Below are 24,907 nucleotides of genomic sequence, written 5' to 3' on the forward strand. Positions count from 1 at the left end.
CGGTGATAGATAAGTGTCGCAAGGCCGATTACCGAAATTACTTTGTGCATTAAAGATCGCCACGCTAAATTAGTCATCACTATCGATCCACCGAGGACGCTTTCGATGAACGCCGACCCAAGCTGCACCACGGCGGGCGCTGGCAGTTGCGAAGATCTGCTGCTGGACAACCAGCTGTGTTTTGCCCTGTACTCCACTTCCCTGATGATGACCAAGGTCTACAAGCCGTTGCTTCAGGAACTGAATCTGACCTACCCACAATATCTGGCGATGCTGGTGCTGTGGGAACAGGATGGACTGACAGTAGGAGAAGTCAGTACGCGATTGCTGACCGATCCAGGTTCCCTGACACCTTTGCTCAAACGACTGGAAAGCGAAGGCCTGATCAGCCGTACCCGCAGCAAGGAAGATGAACGTGTTGTCCTGCTGACCTTGACCGACCAAGGCAAGGCGCTGCACGAAAAGGCTCGCCGGATTCCGCAATGCATCCTGGCGGCCAGCGGGATCAACATGGAACAACTTCAGGCGTTGCAAAAAGATCTACTGGGGCTGCGCGCAAACCTGCACAGCAGTCTCTGACCCGCTACCTCCCCTCCTCCCAAGGCCAGCCATTCGTGCTGGCCTTTTTCGTTTTTCTCTTAAGCTATTCATCGCTGGAAAGCCGAGCATTTCGATTTTTTTAAAAAAATATTCACTTAAAAATCAATCAGTTAAACAAAAAAACGATTTCCTTCAGAAAAATCTCGAAAATTTATCTTGCACGCAAAACATTATCGCACTACATTTCATCTCACTTGCTTAGCGCACAAAACTTTAGCGCAAAGCACAACAGGCTTCAGGCCAACATCATCAAGTGAGGAATTACCATGAAAGCGCTCTATACCGCAGTCGCAACCGCAACCGGTGGCCGTGATGGCCGTGCTGTTTCCAGCGACAAGATTCTCGACGTGAAACTGGCCACGCCAAAAGAACTGGGCGGCGCCGGTGGTGAAGCCACCAACCCTGAGCAACTGTTCGCTGCTGGCTACTCGGCGTGCTTCATCGGTGCACTGAAATTCGTTGCGGGTCAGAGCAAACGCAGCATCCCTGCCGACGCCTCGATCACGGCCCATGTCGGCATCGGCCAGATCCCTGGCGGTTTCGGTCTGGACATCGACCTGAACATCAACCTGCCAGGTCTGGATCAAGCCGACGCTCAAGCGCTGGTCGACGCCGCTCACCAGGTCTGCCCTTACTCCAACGCCACTCGCGGCAACGTTGACGTTCGCCTGCACGTGACCGTCTAACCCACCCGACCGGAAGGAGAAAGAACATGAACACATTTGGCAAAATTCTGGCGGGCTCGCTCCTCGCGCTGTCGATCGGCAATGCCTTTGCAGCAGGCGATACCGGCGTCGAGCACAACACCCAGGCGTTTCTCGATGCCTTGAATTCGGGCACTGGCAAGCCGATCGAGCAACTGTCGCCCAAGGACGCACGCGCTGTTCTGACCGGCGCTCAGGCCGGGGTCAAACTGACCCTGCCCAAAGCCGATGTCAGCCAGAAGACCATCTCGGTCGATGGCCAGAACATCAGCCTGACCATCGTGCGTCCGGCAGGCGTCAAGGGCACATTGCCTGTGTTCATGTTCTTCCACGGTGGCGGCTGGGTACTGGGCGACTTCCCGACCCACGAGCGTCTGGTTCGCGATCTGGTAGCGGGTTCCGGTGCGGTGGCGGTGTTCGTCAACTACACCCCTTCGCCTGAAGCGCACTACCCGACCGCAATCAACCAGGCCTATGCCGCGACCAAATGGGTGGCCGAGCACGGCAAGGAAATCAACGTCGACGGCAAACGTCTGGCCGTGGCCGGCAACAGTGTGGGTGGCAACATGGCGGCGGTCGTCAGCCTGATGGCCAAAGACAAGGGCACGCCGGCGATTCGTTATCAAGTGCTGCTGTGGCCGGTGACTGACGCCAACTTCGACACAGGTTCCTACGACCAGTTTGCCGAGGGTCACTTTCTCACCCGCAATATGATGAAGTGGTTCTGGGACAACTACACCACCGATCCGAAACAACGCGCCGAGATCTACGCCTCACCGCTGCGCGCCACCACGGATCAGTTGAAAGGTCTGCCGCCAGCGCTGGTACAAACCGCCGGAGCCGACGTACTGCGTGATGAAGGCGAAGCCTACGCTCGCAAGCTGGACCAGGCCGGTGTGCCGGTCACTGCGGTGCGCTACAACGGCATGATTCACGACTACGGTTTGCTGAACGTGGTTAGCCAGGTGCCGGAAGTGCGGTCTGCGATGTTGCAGGCTTCCCAAGAGTTGAAAGAGCATCTGAAGTAATACGACATCTCCCCCTGTAACAGTCCGGCCGGGCGGCTACAGGGGTTCATCTTTCCAACGCAAAACCATCACCCACAAAAAAGCCCGACTCAATGGTCGGGCTTTTTTGCATGCGGGGTTAGCGCATATTACTTCTTGGTGCGGCCCTTGAAGGAGCTGTCACGGGTGTCGATATCGATCCACTCGTCGATTTCGATGAAGTCAGCGACCTGGATTTCAGTGCCGTTGGCCAGTTTGGCTGGCTTCATGACTTTACCGGAAGTGTCGCCACGGGCCGCATTCTCGGTGTAGATCACTTTACGGCTGATGGTGGTCGGCAGTTCTACGGAAACCAGACGGCCTTCGAAGAAAACGGCTTCGCAGACGTCCTGCATGCCTTCTTCGATGAACGGCAGAACAGCTTCGATGTCTTCGGCGTTCAGCTCGTACATGGTGTAGTCGGTGGTGTCCATGAACGTGTAGGAGTCACCGCTGATGAAAGACAGGGTGGCTTCTTTACGGTCCAGGATCACGTCGTCCAGCTTGTCGTCGGCGAAGTAGACGGTTTCAGTCTTGTAGCCGGTCAGCAGGTTTTTCAGCTTGGTCTTCATGATCGCGCTGTTACGACCCGACTTGGTGAATTCAGCTTTCTGAACCAGCCAAGGATCGTTGTCGATACGCAGTACGGTACCGGGTTTAAGCTCTTTACCAGTTTTCATTGCGAGTATCCGAATTTGGATTGAAGTTCTTTCTAAGCCCTGTACGAAAAGCCACTTTTCGTACAGGGCTTACTACAAGGCCGCGTATCATAGCCAATTTCGGTAAAAGTGTACTAGCGCAGTCGTCAGATCATCCTGCAAGGCCCGTTCCAGACACCAACGTTCGGCGTGATTGGCCAGTTCACTGCGGTGTTTTTCCAGCGCGTCCCAGCTATGTGTCATGTCTTCTGCGGCGTTCCAGTTACGCCACACCTGAGTCAGCGCCTGCCCTGCCGCATCGGAGAGGCCCGCTCGGTACAGCTCCAGGAAAGCGTCGAGCTTGGCCCAATGGGCATCGTCGTCCTGCTCGTAAATGTGCCAGATCATCGGTCGCCCCGCCCATTGCGCCCGCACGAAGGAGTCTTCGCCGCGTACCACGTTAAAGGCGCAGCACCACAACAACCGGTCATAATCTTCCTGACGCACGAACGGCAGCACTTGAATCGTCAGGCTGTCGCGCACCTGCAGCGCGCCCGCTCTCAAGCCCTCGACACCCAGCCATCGCTCGACATCACCAAGGATGCGCCCTTCAGGTACCAGCAAATGGGTGGTCTGGGCGTCCGCGGCCAGCCGCTCCAGCCACGACCCCACCCCTGCGTGCTCATAGGCAAACAGCGACATCAGGCGCGCTTGCGACTGTGGATACACCCCCAGATCAGCCAGAAACGCCTGTTGCGCAGCAGGGTTCTGTTCGAAGGCGTGACGCCGTTCGATCAGACCGGCCTCCCGCAAAAGCCCACCGGTCGTGGGACGAAAACCCGGAAAAAAGAAGAACTTTTGAATGCCGCTCGATTGCAAGGATGGCAAACCATGGCAACCGGTGACCCACTCTTCGGCACTCAGATAATCGAGATTCAGCCACAACGGTTTGGGATCGCGCGCTTTCATGGCGTCGATCTGCGTCGGCGGCAAGTGGCAGCCAAAGGCTTCGATCACCACATCCGCAGGTTCCACGGGCTGCCAGTCCTTGGCCCAGAAACGCACGTCGATCCCCTCGCGCCACTGTTGTGCCGCCTGAGCATCGGCCCCCGGACACAAACGGGCGAACGCCGTCAGATCATCAATCCACAACCGCACGCTCATGTCGTGCTCGGCCACCAGTTGCCGCGCCAGGCGCAATGTCACGCCCACATCACCGAAGTTATCCACGACGGTGCAGAAAATATCCCAAGAGGCTTTCATCCCGGCTCCTTGAGGATGTTCAAAAATGCGAATTGTCCTTCATAACGGCGCAGAATCGCCAGCCCGGTCGTGCGACAATCCGCGCTACGTCCACTGCAAGTAGGGAGTCTGCCATGTACGTCAACCATCGCGAATTGTCCGTCACCCTTCGCCCGGTCAAACTGGTGCTGTCGATTGCCGCAGGCATCTGGCTGGGATTTCTGGCCGTGCTGCTCACGGGCTGGTTGATCTACAAGGTACTGCCCGCCGAGCAGACGCAGGCTCTGACAAACGCCGCAACACAATTGACCACGCCTGCGGCCAAAGCCAGGCCTGAAAGCGACAACCCAATGTTTGATCAGTACCGGCAGATCCTGCGCGACAGCGAAGCCCGCCAAGCCCAGGAAGCGGAACGGGCCGAGCGCGCACGCAGCTTCAACGGCCCCAAATGCCAGTTCTGGATGCAACAGAACCAGACGGCCCCCAGCGAGAAAAGCCGCGCAGCGATTTATCAGTTCTGCGGCTGATTGCCTTGACGAGACACGCGCCATCCATGAATAAGCAACAGGTCCTGCAACGGATCATCGAGCGGCTGCAAATCGATCTGGACGTCGCCATTCGCGCCGCCCAGACCGCGTACGAAACAGCGACCCACGAAGAAAACATCGCCGAGAACAAATACGACACACTGGGCCTGGAGGCCTCGTACCTGGCCGCCGGTCAGGCACGTCGCGTGGAGGAGATCCGTCAGGCGCTGGCGTTGTATCAGCACCTGACGCTCAGGCCTTTCGATGAAGATCGGGGTATCCAGCCCGGTGATCTGATCGTGCTCGAATCCGCCAACGGCAACGAACAGTGGCTGTTTCTCGGGCCGGACGCCGCAGGGCTGAAGGTTCAAGTCGATGACAGGCTGATCACGGTCATCACCGCTCGCGCACCGCTGGGACAGAACCTGTTGAGCAAACTCGACGGGGATGAGGTGCAGATTGTGGTCAACGGCGCTCAGCAATCGTTCGAGATCACGCACGTGCTGTGATCCGTTAAACAATTTCAGGGTTGAAGCCCGCAAGTCATTGTGGGTAAGGTGCGCAGTCGCATGACAAAGGTGTCCCCGGATATGGAGCCGGGCACAAGGATTTTATCAAGGAGATATTTCATGACGAACGTCATCACCTTCCCTGACGCCCATGAACGTGATCGCCTCAAATCCCGTGACCGCCAAGGTTTGAGATACCTGAACAAGAAAGAGCGACAACTGATCGACTGCCTGCGCATGACCAGCCACGCAGGCCGCCAATACGTGTATGACTACGCCAACATCATGCACCGTTCCAAGCCGCTGTACCCTCACCCGCAGGAGTGATCCTCCTGCCGAGTACAAAGCCTCCGGGCACGGGCCTATAGTGGGCAGATGTTTTTTGCCTTCAGGAAATTCCCATGCCCGCTGCAACACCTGACTCCGCCGCTCGCGACACTGCCTCCCACGCCAGTGTCGATCACCTGCGCTTTCACAAGGCCCATGCGCATCTGGCGCCCACGTTCGGCAACGATGCCTTCGCGCTCAAGGCCGAGGCATTCGCGCGATTCTTCGGTACCCCCACCTTCCTCGGCGCTCAAACGCTGGTGGTGTTGCTCTGGGTGGGCGCCAACCTCACAGGGCTGGTGACGTTCGACGTCTACCCCTTCATCCTGCTCAACCTCGCCTTCAGCCTGCAATCGGCCTACGCCGCGCCACTGATTCTGCTCGCCCAGACCCGTCAGGCCGCGCGGGACAAAGCCAGCGCCGATGCTGATGCTCAACACCGTGAAGCCCTGGCTGTCGCCAATGAAGAACGCATGGCCCGCGCCGCGCAGAATACGGCGCAAATGCTCGAACTGCTGGAGCAGAACACGCGCCTGACGGAAATGACCAAAGTGCTGACAGAACGGGTCGAAGCCCTCACCGCAGACATGCACAAGCACTTTGTGAAAAAGGATGGACACGCCTGACTGAGCGCTTTAGCCATTGGGTGGACATTTATGATATTGCGAGCGTCATGAATGCACGGGATTATGAGCGTAATTTTCTAGCACCTGGCAGTTCGTCGGGTGTCTTTCCCGGAGCCCACGCCCATGCAAAGCACCTCTCGCGAAGAAACCCTGGCACTCTGGCAGGCGCAAGAAAAGGAAATGCGTGCCCGTCTGGGCAAGGCAGGCAGCATGAGTCTGATGGATGTCGCGCAGCTCACGCCGCAGGAGTTTTTCGATGGTATCGGCAGTGGCGTATACCCTCATCCGCCGATTGGCGAGCTGATGGATTTCGTGCCCATCGAATGGACGCCAGGCCGTTTCCTGTTTCAAGGCACGCCCGGCCCGCAGCACTACAACCCGCTGGGCATCGTGCACGGCGGGTACGCCGCGACCCTGCTGGACTCCTGCATGGGCTGCTCGATTCATACGCAACTGAAAAAAGGCCAGGGCTACACCACGCTGGACCTGCGCATCAGTTACATCCGTGCCCTGACCGACAAAAGCGGGCCGATCCGCGCCGAAGGCACCGTGGTGCACCTCGGGCGTTCGACCGCGTTGGCGGAAGGAAAAATTTATGACGCCGATGGCCGACTGTTTGCGACGGGAACCACCACCTGCATGATTCTGGATATGAATCGTTAGTGTCCCTCGGCTCTCACAGTTTCAGCGTTGAATACACTATTTGGCTTCGACGCAATCACTGTGGGGATTCGATGGTGACTGGACAGCTTTTTCGCCACCAAGGCGGCTCCCACAGAGAGGGTGCCGAACCTGTGGGAGCCGCCTTGGTGGCGAATGCGGTTGACCAGACAACATCGAGTCGCCCGCAGGGCATGCATAAGGGGCAGTATCGGAAATCAAGCCCCTTGAACAGCGTTACGCAACGACGGGAATCATCGGATCCGCTGCCGCCAACGCGGCCTCACGCTCTGCCACCGGAGGATAGATCCACACCGAGTTGATCTGCTGTTTCAATTGCTTGGCCTCCTCCTTGATCAACTTCACCTGCCGGTCCCAGCCTTCGGTGTACACCGCGCCCCACGCGCCAAGGTCCAGGCAGGTAACGTACTTGACCTGGCTATAAGGAATCGGCGCCTCGCCCAGCAAGTCGGCTGCGACGTTATTGCCCGCCGAACGCCCCAGCGCAATCGCGTGCTGACAGGTCATCAACGCGAAGTTGCCCACATCGTCAGTCGCCGCATACGCGGTATCGCCCGTGGCGAAGATATCGTCCTGGCCAATGACTTTCAGGTTGCGATCCACATGCAGGCGGCCATAAGCGTCGCGCACGCCCGGAACCTGCTCGGTCAGCGAACTGGCCCGCACGCCGACGGTCCAGACCACTGTTTTGGCATCGATGCGTCGACCGTCCGCCAAAGTCACGCCATGGGTGTCCACTGCCGCCACCGATGCATTGACCACCCACTCCACACCCAGCGTTTCGGTGGCATCGATGATCGATGGGCTGATGTTTTCGCCCAGCGCTGCACCCACCTTTTCGCCGCGATCCACAATGACCACGCGGATGTTGACATTGGCGCCCAACGCGGCGCGCAGACGAGCAGGCATCTCGGTCGCCGTCTCAATGCCGGTGAACCCGCCACCCGCGACGACCACCGTATTGCGCATGGCTGATTCAGGTTGCTGAGCCAACGCCTTGATGTGCTGCTCCAGACGGGTCGCTTCAGCCATCAAGTCCACATCGAAAGCATGCTCGACACCCGGCACAGAAGCAGGACGCACCACGCGGCTGCCTGTGGCCAGAACCAGTTTGTCGTAGTTGATCACGACATTGGCGCCGTGAGCGTCGGTGTACGTCACGGTTTTACCCGCTGCATCAATGGTATTGGCCATGCCCTGAATGAACGTCACGCCCACGGCATCGAACAACGGCCCGAGCGGCGACTGCATCTGATGCACTTCCTGCTCGTAGTAACGCGGGCGCACGCCGAGTACGGCCTCAGGGGCCAGAACGGTTACTTGCACATCGTTACGGCCATGCATGTCCAGCAAACGCGTCGCGCTCAGTGCGCTCCACATCCCGCCAAAGCCTGCGCCAACAATCAGGATCTGCTTTTTCATTGTGTGCTCCAGAGAAGAAATCGCTTGTGTTCAGGGTGAGTGAGCAGCGACACCCGACGTCCGCCCTTCGCAGTCGGAGTTACGTATAACCCCAAAACAACTACGACTTTATTTGTCGTAGTTATGTTCAGCAAGTGATTTTTTCAGCACCCAACATTTCTCGATGTCAGAGACGGTTTCTTTTCACATAAAAATCAAACAATTAATCGTTAAAACCGACTGTCGCCTCACCTGAAACACACTGCTTTCTGCTCGCCAGCGGTCGCCAAACCACACGGATTCCTTGCGAGACCTCCGGCAAATTGTTAGCTTTTGCACGATCAGTTCAGTCGGAGATTGAGATGTCGCTTTACAGCGCGGGCGTCGAATACGGCATTCACTGCCTGCTGTACCTGGTGGACGAACGTGGCGACAGCCGTGAGGCAAGCGTGCGCGATCTGGCCGAATTGCAGGGTGTGCCTCAGGAGTATCTGGCCAAGGTGTTCACCAAACTGGCGAAGGCGAAACTGGTGATGGCCACAGAAGGGGTGCGCGGCGGTTTCAAGCTGGGCAAGCCTTCGGACGAAATCACCCTGCTGGACATCGTAACGGCCATCGACGGCCACAAGCTGATTTTCGATTGTCGTGATATCCGCGGTCGCTGCGCGGTGTTCGATGGCTGCGCCCCTGAATGGGCGACGTCGGGTATGTGCGGGATCAACGCGGCGATGATGACGGCACAAAAGCGGATGGAAGAGGCGCTGGAACAGCAGACCATTCTCGATCTTGCACGCCGCACAGGCCGTAAGGCGCCACCGGAGTTCGCCAACCAGATCAATGGCTGGTTGAGCGACAGAAAGGAAAACCGGGCGACGGGAAACGACCCTCAAACCATCGCTGTCGCACAGCTCGACGAATGAAAAGCGCATTCGCTCTCGCTCGCGCTATTGATCCGCAATAGCCCAGACACCATCGAACGCGACTTGGGTGCAGGCTGCACGCAAGTCGCAGTCGGCGGCGTCTGAGCCATTTGTGTATGAAGAGCAAAAGCAAAGCAAAGCAGGAGCAAGTGCATACGCGTCACGGGAACCCGCATGAGGATGTAAGACCCAATCGTTCAATGGCAGAATCGCTGCAATCTGATTTTCATGGAGACCCGCATGCTTCGCGCTTTTGAACGATGGCTCGACCCCTTCCCGCCTGACGAGGTGCCGCCCCCACCTGAGGGCTTGGCCCGCTTCTTGTGGGCCTGCACCCGGGGCGCGCGTCGCTACATCCTCGCGCTGGCACTGCTCAGCGCCGCTGTGTCGATTTACGAAGCCTGGCTGTTTTCGTTTCTCGGGCAGGTGGTGGATCTGCTCTCGACCTGGCAAACCGGCGGCGAAGCGGCCATACAGGAGAGCCGCGTACTGTGGGGAATCGGCATCGTATTGCTGACCAGCATCGCGCTGGTTGCGCTGCGCACCATGGCTCAGCACCAGATTCTGGCGATCAACCTGCCGCTGCGGCTACGCTGGGACTTCCATCGCCTGATGCTGAGACAGAGCCTGTCGTTCTTCTCCGACGAGTTCTCGGGCCGTGTCACGACCAAGGTGATGCAAACCGCGCTGGCCGTGCGCGAGGTGCTGTTCACGATCATCGAAATCGCCCCCGGCATCGGTGTGTATTTCATCGCAATCATTGCGCTGGCCGGCGGTTTCGCGGCGAAACTGATGCTCCCGTTCATGGGCTGGATCGTGCTGTTCGGGCTGGCGATGGCGTACTTCGTCCCACGTCTGGGAAAAGTCGGTCAAGAGCAGGCCAACGCGCGCTCGTCGATGACCGGGCGTGTCTCGGACGCCTACACCAACATCACGACAGTGAAACTGTTCTCCCACTCCAAGCGTGAAGCGCACTTCGCGCGAGCGGCGATGGAAGACTTCAAACAGACCGGTTTTCGCCAGATGCGCCTGGTCAGTCAGTTCGAAATCGTCAATCAGGCCCTGGTGGTCGCGCTGATCATGGGCGCGGGCGGCTATGCGTTGTGGCTGTGGCACCAGGGCGATATCGGCACAGGAGCCGTCGCTGCGGTGACCGCCATGGCGTTGCGCATCAACGGCATGTCGCACTGGATCATGTGGCAGATGACCTCGCTGTTCGAAAACATCGGCACTGTGCAAGACGGCATCGAAACCCTGACCCGCAGCCCCAAAGTCCAGGACGCCCCGAACGCGGGTGTGTTGACGACCACCGGCGGCGCGGTGACGTTCGATCAGGTGAGTTTCAATTACGGCGGTGAACGCCAGGTTCTCGACGATTTGAGCCTGCACATCAAACCCGGTGAAAAGGTCGGTCTGGTGGGGCGCTCAGGCGCGGGCAAATCCACGCTGATCAATCTGCTGCTGCGCTTTTACGACGTGAACAGCGGCGAGATTCGCATCGATGGCCAGAACATCGCCCACGTCACACAAGACAGCCTGCGCAGCGTGATCGGCATGGTCACGCAGGACACCTCGCTGCTGCATCGCTCCATCCGCGACAACATCGCTTATGGCCGCCCCGACGCAACCGACGAGCAGATCCAGCGCGCCGCTGCCGATGCCCAGGCCGATGCGTTCATCATGCAGTTGAGCGACCGGCAAGGCCACACCGGTTATGACACCCTGGTCGGCGAGCGCGGTATCAAACTGTCGGGCGGCCAACGCCAACGCATTGCCATCGCCCGGGTGATGCTCAAAAACGCCCCGATTCTGTTGCTGGACGAAGCCACCAGCGCGTTGGACTCCGAAGTCGAGGTGGCCATTCAGGAGAGCCTCGACGAAATGATGCAAGGCAAAACTGTCATCGCCATCGCCCATCGGCTGTCGACAATCGCAGCCATGGACCGACTCATCGTCATGGATGATGGTCGTATCATCGAACAGGGTACCCACGCCGAGCTGCTCGAAAAGAACGGCACCTATGCGCGCTTGTGGCAACACCAGAGCGGTGGGTTTCTGGGTGAGGATCAAGGCGTGGTCGAGGCGGTGGAATAAGACAACGTCCCTTCCACCTCTCTCTCTTGATCACTAGAAGGCGTTGCGATTGGCCAGGACGAACTCTCGGACCGTCTGCGGCGCTTTCCCGGTGATCTGGCCGATCACGCCGTCTTCACCGGCAAAAATCCCGTTCTGGTAATCAATCGCGACTTCAATGAAGTGCTGGATCAGAAACGCCGGCAGATTATAGCTTTCCAGGTGCGCGCGGTATTCGTCGAGAGTGGACGGCGCGTAAGTGATCTTTCGACCCAGCACAGCGCTGAGTTCTGCGGCGATCTGACTATGGTCCATCTCGACAGGCCCGAACAGCGAATACGTTTTGCCAATGTGCTGCGCCGGATCAGTCAGCACGGCAACGATCAGCCGCGCCTGATCTTCCGCGGCAATCGGCGCATGGCGCCCTGCACCGTACGGCAGAGTGATGCGGTTGTCTTTAACGATGGGGTCAAGCACCCACGGAAACGTCAGCCACTCAGAGAAGAAGGTCGGGCGAATGTGCACCGTTGGCACGCCAGACCAGTCGAGCACCCGCTCCGCGATCCAGTGATTGCGTGCCGCGTGGCTGTGGGAATCGTTTCGTGCGGAAATCTGCGACATCTCGATCACCACCTCTACACCGGCCCGCTGCGCGGCGTCGGCGAAATAGGCTGTGGCCTGGATGTAACCGTCACGTACCGGGTAGCACAGATAGGCGCCGGTCACGCCGTCCATGGCGTGAAGAATGTCATCGTGTTCAAGCAGATCACCGACGAAGATTTCCGCACCGGCCTGGCGCAAGGCTTCGCTGCGCTCGTCATTGTGATGAACGAAAGCGCGCACGGCATGGCCTTCGGCGAGTAACTGTTGAACGGTATAGACGCCGGTTTTACCGGTCGCACCAGTGATCAGGTATTTGCGAGGTTGCATGGTCGTGCTCCTGTGAGCGAGGTCACCGTGAAGAAGAGCGCGCCATGACGATGAGCACGGCGCGCGAACGGAAAAGTCGTCGATCAGCCCGGCATCGGCGGGTTGAAATACACCGCGTCCGCAGAGGACAACGTGGACTTGATATAGCGCGAGCCCTCATCGGCCAGTGCTTCGAAACCACCGGCTTCCAGCGTTTCGTACGCAGAGTCGACCACGGCTTTCGGGGTGGACTTGGGCACGTCGAAGCCCTGAGTCAGATCGGTGTCGATGAACCCGACATGCAGGCCCACCACCTGGGTGTTGTCGCCACGCACTTGCAGCCGCAACGCGTTGGTGAAGCTCCAGGCCGCCGACTTGGTCGCCGCGTAAGCGGCCAGCAGTGGAATGCTCAACCAGGTCACATCGGACAGCACGTTGATGATTCCCCCGCCGCCGTTGGCCGCCAGAATCGGTGCAAACGCCTGACTGACACGAATCACGCCGTAGTAGTTGGTGTCCATCAAATGCTGCGACAACTCGATCATGTTCTGATCGAGGGGGCCTTGCATGACACTGGCGATACCGGCGTTGTTGACCAGCAGCGTGGTGTCCTGGCACTGCTGCGCTGCCTCCCTCACCGATGCCTCGTCGGTGACGTCGAGCTTCACCGCAATGACACCGGGCACATCGAATGCCGCTGGGTTACGCACCCCGGCATAGACCTTCTTCGCCCCGCGAGCCATGGCTTCCTTGACAAACGCCAGACCCAGACCACGGCTGGCACCCGTTACAAACACAACTGATCCACTGATGTTCATCAAACGATCCTCGTGGGTTGAGATGGTTACATGTGTAATTGCACATCTGAAAATCAAAAAAAACACGTCACACGCCTTGCTCAAGAATTGACTCACGCAGCGCAACGGCTCGCTCCTTGCCAATCTGCTCTTCCCGCTCGTGCTGAGCGGCCTGCCAAAGCGGCGCAGCCTCTTTGCGCTTCGCTTCGCCTGCGGCAGAAAGCGACAGCTTGATCGCGCCGCGCGGCCCGGCAGGGTGGCTCAACAACAACCCCTCGTTCTGTAACGGCTTCAGCGCGCGAACCAGCGTCGTCCGCTCCATGACCATCACCTCCGCAAGCTCGGCAATGAGGATCTCCGGACGCTCTTGCACCACGGTCAAGATCGAGAACTGCGAGGTCGAGATGCCCGCCTCCGCCAGATGTCGGTCATACAGACGCGTCAGCAGCCGGGCGTGGCGCCGGGCGGCGAAGCAATGACAGAGATCGGCGTTCAGTCGTGTTTTCATGACGCCCATCATATGTGTATATGCACATGTGTCAAGCAGGTTTTTCTAGTTCATGACGACCGGTTCGAATCCGTGGCATTCCGCAACAACCACGCCATCACCTTACCCAGATCCGACCCGGCGTCCGGCTCGCTGCCCGTCAGCAGATAAAACCCGCCGTCGGTGTCCAGTACCTGATCGGGGTCCAGCGCCCGGACCAGCCCACCACTTGCCAAAGCGCCACGGATCAGCACTTCGGGCGCCAGGGCCACGCCAAGCCCACGCTCGGCGGCTTCGATGGCCAGGCTGGTCTGGGAAAATATCTGCACGCTGGATGTGGCGTCCAAGCGGCGGGCAGTGAACCATTTGCTCCAGTTGTCGTGGGAGTCGGCTATCAGCGGGGCGCCGTGGGCCAAGTCATTCAGGCTGCGCCAGCGATATTGGCGTTTCACGTTCGGCGAGCAGACCGGGATGATGCTGCCGAGGAACAGCGGGCGTACATGGCACCCCGGAAACGGCGGCGTACCCCAGCGAATCGCCATGTCGACCGCATCGACGCCATGCAGGGGGCGCGCAGCGTTGCTGGCATCGATCATCACTGACAATTGGGGTTCGGCTTCGCTCAGGTGGGCGAGCTTTGGAATCAGCCAACGGCTGGCGAATGCGCCCGTCGTACTGAGCGTCAATGCCCTGCTGCCCGAAGCGGCTCGCTGGGCGCTCAGTTCGCGCGTGGCCTCGTTGATCAAATCGAGGGCGAGTTGAACCTTGGCCAGAAAGGCTTCCGCTTCGGGCAGCAAACGAACGCCGCGAGGCTGGCGCTTGAACACGTCCATGCCAAGCTTGCGCTCCAGCAACCGAACCTGCTGCGCAACGGCGCCCGTCGTGATGTGCAACTCGTCTGCCGCCGCGCGAAAGCTGCCGAGCCGTGCCGTCGCTTCAAATGCCACAAGTTGACCGATCACGGCGTGTCCCATGCGTGAAACGCTGGATTTCTCCATAGATCGCCTGCCCTGCCCTTTAGCCGAGAAGTGCTGAGTATGTAGTTTTTCTACACCCTCGTACAAAAATCATCACTAGTGCATCTAAGAGCACTGGCCTAGATTGAGGCCATTACTGACCTTCACCTATCGAGAGGATTTGCACATGTCAGAACCCAAAGTGGCCCTCATCATCGCAGGCGGCAGTGGCATGGGCGCTGCTGCGGCGCGTCGTCTGGCGGCAGACGGATTCAAGGTGGGCATTCTGTCTTCTTCCGGCAAAGGCGAAGCGCTGGCTCATGAACTGGGTGGCATTGGCGTAACCGGTTCCAATCAGTCCACCGACGATATTCAGCGTCTGGTGACGGCGGTCTCAGAGAAATGGGGGCGGATCGACGTGCTGGTCAACAGCGCAGGCCACGGCCCACGGGCACCGATTATGGAGATCAGCGATGAGGACTGGCATCGCGGCATGGAGGTGTACCTGCTGAACGTGATCCGTGCCACGCGCCTGGTGACGCCATTCATGCAACAGCAAAAAGGTGGATCGATCATCAATATTTCGTCGGCGTGGACCTTCGAGCCTACAGACATGTTTCCGACTTCCGCGGTGTTCCGTGCGGGGCTGGCATCGTTCACCAAAATCTTCACGCAGACCTATGCGGGCGACAACATCCGCATGAACAACGTACTGCCGGGGTGGATCGACAGCCTGCCCAAAACCGATGAGCGCCGTGACAGCGTGCCGCTCAAGCGTTACGGGACCAGCGAAGAAGTGGCGGCGACGATAGCGTTTCTGGCGTCAGAAGGTGCGGCCTACATCACGGGGCAGAATCTGCGGGTGGATGGCGGCGTTACCCGGTCGGTGTGAAAATCACCAGACCGCGGTGATCCCTGTAGCCAGCAGCAATAAAGGGTGATCGGCCCCACGCTCCGCGTGGGAATGCCGTGATTGACGCTCCGCGTCATTGGACGCGGAGCGTCCGCAATGGCGTGCCCACGCAGAGCCTGGGCACGATCGACATTTAAACCTCGCCCACCAACACATCAGCAATACGAATGCTCAATGCCGCGCCTGTCAGCGTCGGGTTCACGCACGAAGACGACGGCATGACGCTGGTCCCGGCGATGAACAGGTTCGGGTGGTCATGGGTGCGGCAATCGCGGTCGACCACCGAATCCTTCGGATCGTCGCCCATGATGGTCGTGCCCATGATGTGCTGACGGTTCTGGAACCCGGTGTCAGTGCTCAGAATGTCCGCGTTCAGCAGCTTGGCGAACTGTTTGAAGTCCTCCAGCGCCTTCTCCTTACCCGCATGCCAGTAGTCCGGAACGCTGTAGTAAATCTCCGGCACCGGCAGGCCGATGGCATCGAACTTGGTCTTGCTTGGCGTGATGCGGTTTTCCGGCAGCGGCAGCGTTTCGAAGTCCACCGCCCAGTTCAGCGAACGTGCCGATTGCAGACGGATCTGCTCGTCGAGTTTGGACCCCAACACGCCCTTGCCGATCAGGTTGGAGGTGATCTGCGAGGTCGGCACGGTGTTGCGGACCTTGATCTTGTAGCTCGGGAAGTCCTTGCGGAATGCACCGTCGCGGCTGTTGAGGTAGACCAGCAACTGCGTCGGCCCCTCGCCCGGCCACATATCTTCCTTGGTCATGACGTTCATGCTGATGCCGGTGTGATCCATCAGGTTACGACCGACCTGGTCCGACGAGTTGGCGATGCCGTTCGGGTATTTCTCGGAGGTCGACATCAGCAACAGCTTCGGCGACTCGATACCGTAGGCCGCGAGCACGAACGACTTGGCGGTCAGCTTGTGCTGAGATTTGTCCGGGCGCATGTACCAGACTGCGGTGATCTTGCCGTCGTCGCCCGCTTCAATCTTGTACACCACCGAGTTGTCCAGCACCTTGGCGCCATGGCGCTCGGCTTCGTCGATGTGCATCGAGCCGTCGTACTTGGCGGCAATCGGGCAGACCGGGTTGCAGTTGTTGTTGCCCGCGCACGGCGGACGCTTGCCGTAAGGGCGGGTGGCGCGACCATTGGGTTCCAGGATCGGGTTGTAGCCGCCGACACTCAACATCTCGGACAAACGCTTGAACATGTAGCTCGGCTTGAGGCCTTCCATCGGGTACGGGATCGAACGTGGCGGGAATGCACCACCGCCCTGCCCGCTTTCGTCCTGGCCATCAACACCCGAAACACCCAGCTCGGTCTCAGCCCGCGCGTAGAACGGCTCCAGCTCGTCGTAGCTGATCGGCCAGTCGCGACCGCGGCCATACAGCGACTTGAGCTTGAAGTCGTTGGGCAGCATGCGCCACAGCGACGACCCGAAGTGCCAGGTGGTACCACCCACAACCCGCAGGTACGAGGTGTTGTATTTGACCGGGCCGACCTGCTGCAAATAATCGCCGTAGGTAGATGGCGCGTGCGGCAGGCTCGGATAAGGGGAACCCGCGCCCTGCAATTTGGCGTTGGCCAGCGACAGCTTCACCGGGGCGTTGCGAAAGGTTTCCACGACGTCGCGGCGGTTCACCCGGGGACCTGCTTCCAGCACGATCACCGACTTGTTCGCTTTGGCAAGGCCCGTGGCGATCAGGCCGCCCATGACGCCGGAGCCGATGATGACCACGTCGGCATCGAATTGATCGTTGCTCATGCTTTTGAATCCTGTGCTGCGTCTGGTTTAGGACCCCATGTAGCCGGGCCGCCGCCGTAAGTGGGGATGGCGAGAATGCCGTGCGTGGGCACATACATCATGGCCAGGGAATAAGCGATCAGTTCGGCCGTGGCAGGCTCGCCGACGATGCCCAGGTACCACGCTGAAATGATGCTGGTGGCAGTCGCCTTCAGCGAGGCATCTGCATCGGCTTGCGCCAGGTACTCATCGACATGCTTGTAGCCTTGGGCGGCAATCAGTTGCTTGAGCGCCAGCACGTTGGTCGAGAAGTTCGGCGCGCGCTTGTCGAGCGCGGTGTAGTAACGAGCAGCCAATACCGGGTCGACCGGGCGGCTCACCAGAAACTGCGACAGGGCCATGAAATCGTCGTTTGAAACCTGCGCCGCCATGACCGACTGCCACGGCATCACGCTGCCCGCCAGCGCGGCCAGGCCCAGCGCCACGGAGCCGCGCAACAGGTTGCGACGGGAGAAACCGGCAGAAACTTCAGGGTGTTGCGTATTCATATTTGAACGGTCCATTGCATCAGGCTCCCTTGCGACGACGGGCGATCAGGGCCATCACGATCAGGCCGATCAGCACGCAGACGAGGATGATTGCCGGGATCGTGAACTTCGCCAGCACCGCCAGCGGGGCTTTCGGGCCGCCTTCACGCACTTGCGCGACATCAGCAGCGGTCACCACCTTGTCGGCGTTGCCATAGCGAGACAGCACGTAGTTGGTGACGTCAGCGATCTGCTGATCGTTAAGGCGATCGGTGAACAGCGCGTCCGGGCCAAACGCAGGCATGTCGATGGCCACGCCGTCGACTTCGCGATGCACGCCATACACGATGGCCGCGATCAGGTTGTCGCTGCGGCTGGTGGCGGTGTTGTGGAACAGCGACGGGTATTCCTTGTTGCCCTGGCCATTCGGCTGGTGGCAGTTGGCGCAAGTACCACTGAAGATGTGCCAGCCCGGATTGTCCTCGGGTGTGCCGCCGCGCAGGGTCAATTCATCGTTGGACGCTTGGCCGTATTCGTGACGGGCCTTGGCTTCGCCGGTCTTGATCGGCTGGGTTTGCAACAGATAAGCCGCGATGGCTTTGAGGTCTGCATCGCTCAGGTGCTGCAGGCTGTTTTCCACCGCTTCGGCCATCGGGCCAGCCGCCTGGGCCTTGCCTTCGACGTGGCCGGTGCGCAGGTACGCGACGATCTCGTTCGCGGACCACGCACCAATGCCGCTCACCTTGTCAGAGGTAATGTTCGGTGCGAACCAACTGCCCAGCGAGCCGCCTGCCAGCGGCCGTGAATTGTCGGCAGCCATCAGCACGTTACGTGGGGTGTGGCAGGTGTCGCAGTGCGCCAGACCATTGACCAGGTAGTCGCCACGGTTGACTTCGGCAGACTTGGCCGGGTCGGGCGTGAAGCGCTTGTCGCTGTGGAACAGCGCGTTCCAGCCGATCATCGAGGCGCGGATGTTGAACGGAAATGCCAATTCGGTCTTCGGCGTGGCAGCGTCCACTGGCTGGACTTCGTGCATGAAGTAATCGTAGAGCGCCGAGATGTCGCTGTCGGTCATCTTCGAATACGAGGTGTACGGCATGGCCGGGTACAGGTGCGTACCGTCGGCCGCGACGCCATCGCGCACCGCACGGGCGAACTGTTCTTCCGTGTAATTGCCGATACCGGCCGTTTTCGACGGCGTGATGTTGGTGGAATAGATTGTTCCCATTGGCGAGTTGAGGGCATAACCCCCCGCGAACGCCTTGCCCCCGGGCACGCTGTGGCACGCCACGCAATCCGCTGCTACCGCCAGGCGCTTGCCCGCTGAAGCATTTTCGTCCAGTGCCTGCCCGTAGGCCAACCCTCCACTGGCCATCATCAGCGTGAACAGACCAGCAAAGGTTCTGCCCACACCTCTCCCCTTACCCGCGTAACGCAACATGATTCCTGCCTCAGGCCAATGCTTTTATGGTTTTCTCAAAATTGGTTGAATCGCGGACACGCTGATGCCATCACGCTGACGGAAAAAGCTCAGGTGGTACGATGTCTTATAATTTTCGAGGAATATTTCACAAAGAATAACATGTTGCAACAAATTCAAGAGGCAAAGTGCCACATCTGTGCTTATCGAAAGCGAAGCCTCTAGAACAAGCTTCTTGATTCATTAATATTCAGGAAAATTAATATCCTGTAACCCTTCAGTCATTTACAAGCGCGCCGACAGATGTAAGACGACCGCTCGTCCAGTTCGGTTGACTCTTCAATTTTTTACTCCAACAACATTCGGCAGGACGTCAGATGCGCTGGATTCACGATGCAAAACTTTCGACCAAATTGATCACGGCGTTCGCGCTGTGCGCGTTCATTACCCTCGGCGTGGGGGTGCTGGGCAGTCGGGGCGTTTCTCATCTCTCGAACAGCCTGGACAGGGTGTTCAGCAACAATCTGGTGTCCGTCACCAACACCGACCAGGCCAAGATCAAGGCCGTTGGTCAGACTCGCGACATGTATCGTCTCTACGTGGCGACCCAAGCCGGTCTGCCCCAGAGCACCAAAGACGAGTTCATCGCCTCGATGAACGCCAACCAGGCCGCCAGCGAAAAAGCCTTCGCCACCTATCGCAAGGCTGAACTGGCCGACGACGAGCGTGCGGCAGGCGACAAGATGGAGCGGGACTGGCCGGCCTACCAAGCCCTGGTGCAACGTTACGTCGCGCTGATGAAAGCAGGTGACGTGGAAAACGGCCGCGCGCTGCTGCTGGGCGATCTGCAAAAGGCCTATCGCGTGGTGATGGACGAACTGACCATCATGACCGACTCCAACAACCGGCAAGTGGGCGAAGGTTCGGTGGCCGCTGCGCAACTGGCCTCCTCCGCCGAAACCTCGCTGTACACCGGTATCGCACTGGCTTTCGTGGCGGCCATTCTGCTGGGGCTGTTCATCAGCCGTCTGATCAGCAAGCCCATCGCCTCCGCCGTTGCCAGCGCTCAGCGCATTGCCGAAGGCGACCTCACCCAACACATTGTCAGCACCGGGCGCGATGAAGCCGGACAACTGCTGAGCGCGTTGGGTGACATGCAACACAGCCTCAAGACCACGATTCAGCAGATCGCCAGCGCGTCGGATCAACTGGCCTCGGCTGCGGAAGAGATGGCGGCAGTCACCGACAACGCCAGTCGCGGCCTGGTGCGTCAGAACGACGAAATCCAGCAGGCGGCCACCGCCGTAACGGAAATGACCTCGGCGGTCGAAGAGGTCGCACGCAATGCCGTGTCGACGTCCGAGGCCTCCCGCGCCACCAGCGCGCAAGCCAGCAGTGGCCGCGATCAGGCCCGCAACGCCGTGACCGCGATCAACAGCGCGACGACGGAAATCGCGGCCTCTACCGAAATGGTCAAAGACCTTGCTGTGCAAGTGCGCGACATCGGCAAGGTGCTGGACGTGATTCGCGGCATCGCCGAACAGACCAACCTGCTGGCGCTCAACGCCGCGATCGAAGCGGCCCGCGCAGGCGAACAGGGTCGCGGTTTCGCGGTGGTCGCTGACGAAGTGCGCGCCCTCGCCGCCCGCACGCAGTCGTCCACCGGTGAGATCGAAGGCATGATCAGCCACGTGCAAAACAGTGCCGATCAAGCCGTCGGTGCCATGGGCAAAAGTCAGGCGCTGGTGACCGATACCCAGTCACTGGCCCACGCCACCGGTCAGGCGCTGGAGCAGATCGCCGATGGCATCGCCCAGATCAACGACCGCAACCTGGTCATCGCCACCGCCTCCGAAGAGCAAGCCAACGTGGCCCGTGAGGTCGATCGCAATCTGGTCAACATTCAGGACCTTTCGACCCAGACAGCTGCGGGTGCGCATCAGACCAATGCCTCCACTCAGGAACTGTCTAGCCTGGCGACATCGTTCAATACTCTGGTCAGCCGCTTCCGCCTGTAATGCCATAACGCGGGATACCGGCAATCGGTATCCCGCTCGCGCACCGCGATTTTCCTGCAATTCCTTCCTCTGACCAGCGGTTTGCCGTAGCCTTCGTACCTGTTCCTGTCCATTGGCTCGCGAAGGCAATCACCCGCTCCTCCATGCGCAAAGTTCTCGTCACACTCACCACTGTCGTGCTGGTGATTCTTCTCGTCAGTTACAGCCTGTGGACGAGCAAACGCCGCGTCGGCCATTACCTCACCGATCTGCGCATTCAAGTGGTGGTCAACGACGGCCAGCCCGGCGACCGGGGCAATTTGCTAGGCATTCAGCCCGAGCTGTTTGCGTCCGACTATTCGAGCGTCAAACGCCTGCATCGCAAGCTGGCCGCGTACCTGCAACAGGCCCGCGAGCACGGCCTGCTCAACGACAAAACCATCGTCGTGCTGCCTGAACACATCGGCACCTGGCTGTTTGCCGTGGACGAGAAATCACAGTTCTATCAAGCCACGACCATCGAAGAGGCCATGAACTGGCTGGCCTTCAGCAACCCGTTGCTGTTTGCCGATGCCGTGCTGCATGCCCGGGGCGAGAGCCGTCTGGATGATGCCCGCCTGCGCATGAAAGCACGCAGCATGGCGCAGGATTATCAAACCGTGTTCGGCGGTCTGGCCAAGGAGTTCGGGGTGACGCTGGTGGCCGGCTCCATCGTGCTGCCCAGCCCTGAGGTGCAGGCCGACAAACTGATCGTCGGCAGCGGTGCGCTGTACAACAGCAGCGTGGTGTTTGGTCGCGACGGACTGCCCATCGGCCAGCCTCAACGGCAACTGTTCCCCAGCTGGTATCAACGTGGCTATATACGCTCCGGAAAGGATGCGCCACTGAACGTCATCGACACCCCGGCCGGGCGCTTGGCGACGCTGATCGGCAGCGACAGCTGGTACCCCGACAATTACGTGCGCCTGAACGCACAGGGCGCCGAATTGATCGCCGTTCCGGCGTTCGTCGCAGGTAACGGCAGTTGGTCGCAGCCTTGGCGCGGCGACAAGCACCAAGGGCTGGATCTTGGCCCTAAACCCCTGACTGAAGGCGAAGCCTGGCGCCGCCTGTCACTCGCCCCGATCAGTACCGCCAAGGCTGGTATCAGCGTGTTCATGCGCGGGCAATTCTGGGATCAGGGCAGCGCCGGGCACAGCTTTGCCAGCCGGGGCGGCCAGAATGTCGCCGAACAATCCATCAGCGCGGCCCCCAAAGGGGCCAAGCCCGGCCACGGCGCGCGACTGATCAACCTGTGGTTGTGATCGATGGTCAAGCCTCGGGGTCGTCTGGGTGATCTGTCGGTCGGCTTTGTCCACAGCCTCGCCGACGCCGTGCGTGCCCAAGGTCATGATCCGCTGCCACTGCTTGAACAATACGGCCTGGACGCCGCTCGCCTGAGCGAGGCAGGGGCGCGTCTGTCGATCCCCCGCTACATGCGACTGGGCCACGCGGCCATCGAACTGACCGACACCCCGTCGCTGGGGTTGATCATGGGTCAGGTGAGTCGCTTGAGCCAGGCCGGACTGGCGGGCATTACGGCAGCTCAGGCGCCCACCGTGCGAGAAGCGGCGCGCACGCTGATCCGTTTCGAAGCGCTCTATGGCTCGAACTATCGAGGCCAGTCGAGTTTTCACGAAGACAGCCAGGGGGCCTGGCTGCGCTTCTACTCCATCAGCCCCTACAACGACTACAACCGTTTTGTCGTGGATTCGATCCTGAGCGGCTGGCTGCATCAATTGTCGGCATTGGCAGGCACGTCGATACGCGCGGAACAGGTGGACATAGAATTCGAACCTCCCACCTATGCGCACGGGTACGCCTCGTTGAGCGCGCAGGCCGTGAACTTTGGCGCACCGACCAACCAGTTGCGCCTGAGCCTGCAGAGTCTCGCGTTGCGCAATCCCGACCACGTGCCAAGCACCTGGCGACATTTGCTGCACATCTGCGAACAGGAACTGGAGCAACTCACACGCACGCGCAGTCTACGCGAGCGCATCACCCAACTGCTGGGGCCGTTACTGAGCGGTGGAAGGGAGCCGGATCTGGAGGAAGTAGCGGTTCGCCTGAAGCTGCCCACCTGGACGTTGCGTCGCAGACTGGCAGAGGAAGGAACGCAGTTTCGCGCAGTGCTCAATGACACCCGCAGCGATCTTGCCACGACCTACGTTCGCGACACGGAACTGGCGTTCGGGGAAATTGCGTATCTGTTGGGGTTTGCCTCGGCCGAGGCGTTTCAGCGGGCCTTCAAACGCTGGAACGGCCAGACTCCCGGGGAGTTCCGCCGCAGCCAACGTCATTCGGACTGACCTCTTTCAAACGTGTTGCTTACAACTCTGTTGCATCATCGGCAGGTTCGATCGGATCGAGTTCGTACGCCTGATACTCCAGCAATTCTTCCTGATAATCGTCCATTTCTCGTGCCCTCGTGGCTGGTCTCTTTGTTTCGGTGGTCTTCTTCCGTCGTTTCAGCGACTGATTTCACTGACCACAGACATCACCCTAAAGTGCCCTCATGAACGAAACATGAAGGCTTCTTGAACAATAGACGAGGTGATCACAGAAAAATTAACCGGCGAGTCCTTGTCAGTGTCGTAGGGCAACATCCATAGCCAGCTAAGCGAATTTGTAGCTCAGGGCGAAAATTCGTGCAAGTGGTCAGGAAAAATCCTCCACTCACTAACGCCTCATACCCTCCTCGCGCCACAACGCACTCCATAGCAGTCCGGCTTACCGACGGCAGCGATCTTGGGTACGCCGCCGCCAGCCGGACTGCTACAGGATGAGGCACGATCAAAACGGGACTGCTACATATCTATCAACTCGCACTTGACGCGCAAGACCACGCCGCCATAGTCTTCCACCCCATGAACACATTCCCGCACGCCGTCAGCCCACGAATTATTACCGCCATTCCAGTCATGGCGGGTTAGCCGACGCTTGCACCGAACCCGCCCTAGAGGCGGGTTTTTTCTCTCTGTCTCCCGGGCACAAAAAACCGAACCAGGAGCCAGACATGATCATCATCCGCCCTTCCCTCGCCGTCGTTTTCCCACGCCAGAGCCTCATGACGCTTTCAACGGAGACGACACGATGAATCAGATGCTCGCCCATAATCCTGTCAGCCATGACCTGCTGAACCACTACGCCCGAAAAATCCTCACCTCCCGCGTCTACGACGTTGCCGTGGAAACCCCGCTGCAGGGCGCCCGCCAATTGTCCGAACGTCTCGGTAACCAGGTGCTGCTCAAGCGCGAAGACCTGCAACCGGTGTTCTCCTTCAAGATTCGCGGCGCCTACAACAAGCTGGCACAGCTGACCGCAGAAGAGCTGGCGCGCGGCGTGGTCACGGCTTCGGCGGGCAACCACGCGCAGGGCCTGGCGCTGGCGGCGAAGAAGCTGGGGATCAAGGCGACCATCGTCATGCCCAAGACCACCCCGGAGATCAAGGTCGAAGGCGTGCGTTCGCGAGGCGGAAAAGTGGTGCTGCACGGCGACTCTTTCCCCGAAGCGCTGGCGCATTCGCTGAAGCTGGTCGAGGAAAAGGGCTACGTGTACATCCACCCTTACGACGACCCTGACACCATCGCCGGGCAAGGTACAGTGGCCATGGAAATCCTGCGTCAGCACCCGGGGCATCTGGACGCGATCTTCGTTCCGGTGGGCGGCGGCGGCCTGATCGCCGGGATCGCGGCCTACGTCAAATACCTGCGCCCCGAAATCAAAGTGATCGGCGTCGAACCGGACGACTCCAACTGCTTGCAACAGGCCATGGCCTACGGCGAGCGCGTGGTGTTGCAGCAGGTCGGGCTGTTCGCCGA

Annotated in this window: 25 protein-coding genes and 1 pseudogene; 16 read left to right on the forward strand and 10 right to left on the reverse strand. The window is 59.6% G+C overall.

The genetic code is table 11. The annotated features are described in order from the left end of the window. Nucleotides 1-105 precede the first annotated feature (105 nt). The 3 genes from ACI2KB_RS04155 to ACI2KB_RS04165 all read left to right on the forward strand — a co-directional run bounded on the left by ACI2KB_RS04155 (nucleotide 106) and on the right by ACI2KB_RS04165 (nucleotide 2,332). Nucleotides 106-579, forward strand: coding sequence for a MarR family winged helix-turn-helix transcriptional regulator (locus ACI2KB_RS04155; RefSeq protein WP_404631626.1), 474 nt, complete (start codon nucleotides 106-108; stop codon nucleotides 577-579). Nucleotides 580-866: 287 nt separating this feature from the next. Beyond that, nucleotides 867-1,286 (forward strand): organic hydroperoxide resistance protein, encoded by a 420-nt coding sequence (locus ACI2KB_RS04160; RefSeq protein WP_404631628.1) that lies wholly within the window; start codon nucleotides 867-869, stop codon nucleotides 1,284-1,286. A gap of 26 nt (nucleotides 1,287-1,312) precedes the next feature. Further along, the gene (locus ACI2KB_RS04165; RefSeq protein ID WP_404631630.1) at nucleotides 1,313-2,332 is read left to right on the forward strand and encodes an alpha/beta hydrolase; all 1,020 of its coding nucleotides are present in this window, start codon (nucleotides 1,313-1,315) and stop codon (nucleotides 2,330-2,332) included. Between the two features lie 128 nt (nucleotides 2,333-2,460). Here the strand turns inward: ACI2KB_RS04165 and efp are convergent, their stop codons facing one another. Both efp and earP read right to left on the reverse strand, forming a co-directional pair. Beyond that, nucleotides 2,461-3,030: an elongation factor P gene (efp, locus tag ACI2KB_RS04170; protein WP_404631632.1), complete on the reverse strand. Its 570-nt coding sequence runs from the start codon at nucleotides 3,028-3,030 to the stop codon at nucleotides 2,461-2,463. Between the two features lie 87 nt (nucleotides 3,031-3,117). Continuing rightward, nucleotides 3,118-4,251, reverse strand: coding sequence for an elongation factor P maturation arginine rhamnosyltransferase EarP (gene earP / locus ACI2KB_RS04175; protein WP_404631634.1), 1,134 nt, complete (start codon nucleotides 4,249-4,251; stop codon nucleotides 3,118-3,120). A gap of 113 nt (nucleotides 4,252-4,364) precedes the next feature. Between earP and ACI2KB_RS04180 the strand changes: the two genes are divergently transcribed. The 5 genes from ACI2KB_RS04180 (at nucleotide 4,365) to ACI2KB_RS04200 (ending at nucleotide 6,882) form a co-directional block, all read left to right on the forward strand. Beyond that, the gene (locus ACI2KB_RS04180; protein ID WP_404631636.1) at nucleotides 4,365-4,757 is read left to right on the forward strand and encodes a hypothetical protein; all 393 of its coding nucleotides are present in this window, start codon (nucleotides 4,365-4,367) and stop codon (nucleotides 4,755-4,757) included. A gap of 26 nt (nucleotides 4,758-4,783) precedes the next feature. Next, on the forward strand, nucleotides 4,784-5,266 hold the full coding sequence (locus ACI2KB_RS04185) for a transcription elongation factor GreAB (protein WP_404631638.1): 483 nt from the start codon (nucleotides 4,784-4,786) through the stop codon (nucleotides 5,264-5,266). Nucleotides 5,267-5,386: 120 nt separating this feature from the next. Then, complete coding sequence (locus ACI2KB_RS04190; RefSeq protein WP_404631640.1) at nucleotides 5,387-5,593, forward strand: hypothetical protein; 207 nt, start codon at nucleotides 5,387-5,389, stop codon at nucleotides 5,591-5,593. Nucleotides 5,594-5,667: 74 nt separating this feature from the next. Continuing rightward, nucleotides 5,668-6,219 carry a DUF1003 domain-containing protein gene (locus tag ACI2KB_RS04195; protein ID WP_404631642.1) on the forward strand — a complete coding sequence of 184 codons (552 nt, stop codon included), beginning with the start codon at nucleotides 5,668-5,670 and terminating at the stop codon, nucleotides 6,217-6,219. A gap of 123 nt (nucleotides 6,220-6,342) precedes the next feature. Next, nucleotides 6,343-6,882 carry a PaaI family thioesterase gene (locus ACI2KB_RS04200; protein WP_404631644.1) on the forward strand — a complete coding sequence of 180 codons (540 nt, stop codon included), beginning with the start codon at nucleotides 6,343-6,345 and terminating at the stop codon, nucleotides 6,880-6,882. A gap of 234 nt (nucleotides 6,883-7,116) precedes the next feature. Here ACI2KB_RS04200 and ACI2KB_RS04205 read toward each other — a convergent pair whose 3' ends face one another. Next, nucleotides 7,117-8,322, reverse strand: a complete 1,206-nt coding sequence (locus tag ACI2KB_RS04205; protein ID WP_404631646.1) for an NAD(P)/FAD-dependent oxidoreductase — start codon at nucleotides 8,320-8,322, stop codon at nucleotides 7,117-7,119. A gap of 341 nt (nucleotides 8,323-8,663) precedes the next feature. On the opposite strand from ACI2KB_RS04205, the gene ACI2KB_RS04210 reads away from it, so the two are divergent. Both ACI2KB_RS04210 and ACI2KB_RS04215 read left to right on the forward strand, forming a co-directional pair. Beyond that, the gene (locus ACI2KB_RS04210) at nucleotides 8,664-9,221 is read left to right on the forward strand and encodes an RrF2 family transcriptional regulator (RefSeq protein WP_404631648.1); all 558 of its coding nucleotides are present in this window, start codon (nucleotides 8,664-8,666) and stop codon (nucleotides 9,219-9,221) included. A gap of 240 nt (nucleotides 9,222-9,461) precedes the next feature. Continuing rightward, nucleotides 9,462-11,315, forward strand: a complete 1,854-nt coding sequence (locus ACI2KB_RS04215) for an ABC transporter ATP-binding protein (RefSeq protein WP_404631650.1) — start codon at nucleotides 9,462-9,464, stop codon at nucleotides 11,313-11,315. A 33-nt stretch (nucleotides 11,316-11,348) separates the two neighbouring features. On the opposite strand, the gene ACI2KB_RS04220 is transcribed toward ACI2KB_RS04215, so the two are convergent. The 4 genes from ACI2KB_RS04220 to ACI2KB_RS04235 form a co-directional block, all read right to left on the reverse strand. Then, complete coding sequence (locus ACI2KB_RS04220) at nucleotides 11,349-12,224, reverse strand: NmrA family NAD(P)-binding protein (protein ID WP_404631652.1); 876 nt, start codon at nucleotides 12,222-12,224, stop codon at nucleotides 11,349-11,351. 83 nt (nucleotides 12,225-12,307) lie between these two features. Further along, the gene (locus ACI2KB_RS04225) at nucleotides 12,308-13,021 is read right to left on the reverse strand and encodes an SDR family oxidoreductase (RefSeq protein ID WP_404631654.1); all 714 of its coding nucleotides are present in this window, start codon (nucleotides 13,019-13,021) and stop codon (nucleotides 12,308-12,310) included. 67 nt (nucleotides 13,022-13,088) lie between these two features. Then, complete coding sequence (locus tag ACI2KB_RS04230; RefSeq protein ID WP_404631656.1) at nucleotides 13,089-13,508, reverse strand: MarR family winged helix-turn-helix transcriptional regulator; 420 nt, start codon at nucleotides 13,506-13,508, stop codon at nucleotides 13,089-13,091. 50 nt (nucleotides 13,509-13,558) lie between these two features. Beyond that, nucleotides 13,559-14,449 (reverse strand): LysR substrate-binding domain-containing protein, encoded by an 891-nt coding sequence (locus ACI2KB_RS04235; RefSeq protein WP_404631658.1) that lies wholly within the window; start codon nucleotides 14,447-14,449, stop codon nucleotides 13,559-13,561. Nucleotides 14,450-14,630: 181 nt separating this feature from the next. Here ACI2KB_RS04235 and ACI2KB_RS04240 point away from each other — a divergent pair, with 181 nt between their 5' ends. Beyond that, nucleotides 14,631-15,335, forward strand: coding sequence for an SDR family oxidoreductase (locus ACI2KB_RS04240; RefSeq protein WP_404631660.1), 705 nt, complete (start codon nucleotides 14,631-14,633; stop codon nucleotides 15,333-15,335). A gap of 154 nt (nucleotides 15,336-15,489) precedes the next feature. Here the strand turns inward: ACI2KB_RS04240 and ACI2KB_RS04245 are convergent, their stop codons facing one another. From ACI2KB_RS04245 to ACI2KB_RS04255, 3 genes are read right to left on the reverse strand one after another with little or no spacing between them, the layout of a single operon-like run. Then, nucleotides 15,490-17,124: a GMC family oxidoreductase gene (locus ACI2KB_RS04245; RefSeq protein ID WP_404631662.1), complete on the reverse strand. Its 1,635-nt coding sequence runs from the start codon at nucleotides 17,122-17,124 to the stop codon at nucleotides 15,490-15,492. After that, nucleotides 17,121-17,666: a sugar dehydrogenase complex small subunit gene (locus tag ACI2KB_RS04250; RefSeq protein ID WP_404631664.1), complete on the reverse strand. Its 546-nt coding sequence runs from the start codon at nucleotides 17,664-17,666 to the stop codon at nucleotides 17,121-17,123. The genes ACI2KB_RS04245 and ACI2KB_RS04250 overlap by 4 nt, the downstream gene beginning before the upstream one ends. A gap of 4 nt (nucleotides 17,667-17,670) precedes the next feature. Next, nucleotides 17,671-19,041: a c-type cytochrome gene (locus tag ACI2KB_RS04255; RefSeq protein WP_404631666.1), complete on the reverse strand. Its 1,371-nt coding sequence runs from the start codon at nucleotides 19,039-19,041 to the stop codon at nucleotides 17,671-17,673. Between the two features lie 386 nt (nucleotides 19,042-19,427). On the opposite strand from ACI2KB_RS04255, the pseudogene ACI2KB_RS04260 reads away from it, so the two are divergent. The 5 genes and pseudogenes from ACI2KB_RS04260 to ACI2KB_RS04280 form a co-directional block, all read left to right on the forward strand. After that, a pseudogene (locus tag ACI2KB_RS04260) lies at nucleotides 19,428-20,210 on the forward strand (MCP four helix bundle domain-containing protein); the annotation flags it as partial. Nucleotides 20,211-20,279: 69 nt separating this feature from the next. Further along, nucleotides 20,280-21,068, forward strand: coding sequence for a methyl-accepting chemotaxis protein (locus ACI2KB_RS04265; RefSeq protein WP_404631745.1), 789 nt, complete (start codon nucleotides 20,280-20,282; stop codon nucleotides 21,066-21,068). A 143-nt stretch (nucleotides 21,069-21,211) separates the two neighbouring features. Then, the gene (locus ACI2KB_RS04270) at nucleotides 21,212-22,351 is read left to right on the forward strand and encodes a carbon-nitrogen hydrolase family protein (RefSeq protein WP_404631668.1); all 1,140 of its coding nucleotides are present in this window, start codon (nucleotides 21,212-21,214) and stop codon (nucleotides 22,349-22,351) included. Between the two features lie 3 nt (nucleotides 22,352-22,354). Continuing rightward, nucleotides 22,355-23,395 (forward strand): AraC family transcriptional regulator, encoded by a 1,041-nt coding sequence (locus tag ACI2KB_RS04275; protein ID WP_404631670.1) that lies wholly within the window; start codon nucleotides 22,355-22,357, stop codon nucleotides 23,393-23,395. Between the two features lie 793 nt (nucleotides 23,396-24,188). Continuing rightward, nucleotides 24,189-24,907 (forward strand): pyridoxal-phosphate dependent enzyme (locus tag ACI2KB_RS04280; RefSeq protein WP_404631747.1); only part of this gene is annotated, 719 nt, incomplete at its 3' end.

The organism is Pseudomonas sp. NPDC088444 (genome assembly GCF_044900175.1).
Classification (GTDB): Bacteria; Pseudomonadota; Gammaproteobacteria; order Pseudomonadales; family Pseudomonadaceae; genus Aquipseudomonas.

Excerpts from the sequence above, each read along its gene's own strand:
- ACI2KB_RS04240 (WP_404631660.1), top strand. The coding sequence starts at position 14,631 with ATGTCAGAACCCAAAGTGGCCCTCATCATCGCAGGCGGCAGTGGCATG.
- ACI2KB_RS04190 (WP_404631640.1), top strand. The coding sequence starts at position 5,387 with ATGACGAACGTCATCACCTTCCCTGACGCCCATGAACGTGATCGCCTC.
- ACI2KB_RS04250 (WP_404631664.1), bottom strand. The coding sequence starts at position 17,666 with ATGGACCGTTCAAATATGAATACGCAACACCCTGAAGTTTCTGCCGGT.
- earP (WP_404631634.1), bottom strand. The coding sequence starts at position 4,251 with ATGAAAGCCTCTTGGGATATTTTCTGCACCGTCGTGGATAACTTCGGT.
- ACI2KB_RS04270 (WP_404631668.1), top strand. The coding sequence starts at position 21,212 with ATGCGCAAAGTTCTCGTCACACTCACCACTGTCGTGCTGGTGATTCTT.
- ACI2KB_RS04195 (WP_404631642.1), top strand. The coding sequence starts at position 5,668 with ATGCCCGCTGCAACACCTGACTCCGCCGCTCGCGACACTGCCTCCCAC.
- ACI2KB_RS04275 (WP_404631670.1), top strand. The coding sequence starts at position 22,355 with ATGGTCAAGCCTCGGGGTCGTCTGGGTGATCTGTCGGTCGGCTTTGTC.
- ACI2KB_RS04210 (WP_404631648.1), top strand. The coding sequence starts at position 8,664 with ATGTCGCTTTACAGCGCGGGCGTCGAATACGGCATTCACTGCCTGCTG.
- ACI2KB_RS04200 (WP_404631644.1), top strand. The coding sequence starts at position 6,343 with ATGCAAAGCACCTCTCGCGAAGAAACCCTGGCACTCTGGCAGGCGCAA.
- ACI2KB_RS04225 (WP_404631654.1), bottom strand. The coding sequence starts at position 13,021 with ATGAACATCAGTGGATCAGTTGTGTTTGTAACGGGTGCCAGCCGTGGT.
- ACI2KB_RS04165 (WP_404631630.1), top strand. The coding sequence starts at position 1,313 with ATGAACACATTTGGCAAAATTCTGGCGGGCTCGCTCCTCGCGCTGTCG.
- ACI2KB_RS04155 (WP_404631626.1), top strand. The coding sequence starts at position 106 with ATGAACGCCGACCCAAGCTGCACCACGGCGGGCGCTGGCAGTTGCGAA.
- ACI2KB_RS04215 (WP_404631650.1), top strand. The coding sequence starts at position 9,462 with ATGCTTCGCGCTTTTGAACGATGGCTCGACCCCTTCCCGCCTGACGAG.
- ACI2KB_RS04180 (WP_404631636.1), top strand. The coding sequence starts at position 4,365 with ATGTACGTCAACCATCGCGAATTGTCCGTCACCCTTCGCCCGGTCAAA.
- ACI2KB_RS04160 (WP_404631628.1), top strand. The coding sequence starts at position 867 with ATGAAAGCGCTCTATACCGCAGTCGCAACCGCAACCGGTGGCCGTGAT.
- ACI2KB_RS04245 (WP_404631662.1), bottom strand. The coding sequence starts at position 17,124 with ATGAGCAACGATCAATTCGATGCCGACGTGGTCATCATCGGCTCCGGC.
- ACI2KB_RS04220 (WP_404631652.1), bottom strand. The coding sequence starts at position 12,224 with ATGCAACCTCGCAAATACCTGATCACTGGTGCGACCGGTAAAACCGGC.
- ACI2KB_RS04265 (WP_404631745.1), top strand. The coding sequence starts at position 20,280 with ATGGCGGCAGTCACCGACAACGCCAGTCGCGGCCTGGTGCGTCAGAAC.
- ACI2KB_RS04205 (WP_404631646.1), bottom strand. The coding sequence starts at position 8,322 with ATGAAAAAGCAGATCCTGATTGTTGGCGCAGGCTTTGGCGGGATGTGG.
- ACI2KB_RS04185 (WP_404631638.1), top strand. The coding sequence starts at position 4,784 with ATGAATAAGCAACAGGTCCTGCAACGGATCATCGAGCGGCTGCAAATC.
- ACI2KB_RS04230 (WP_404631656.1), bottom strand. The coding sequence starts at position 13,508 with ATGAAAACACGACTGAACGCCGATCTCTGTCATTGCTTCGCCGCCCGG.
- efp (WP_404631632.1), bottom strand. The coding sequence starts at position 3,030 with ATGAAAACTGGTAAAGAGCTTAAACCCGGTACCGTACTGCGTATCGAC.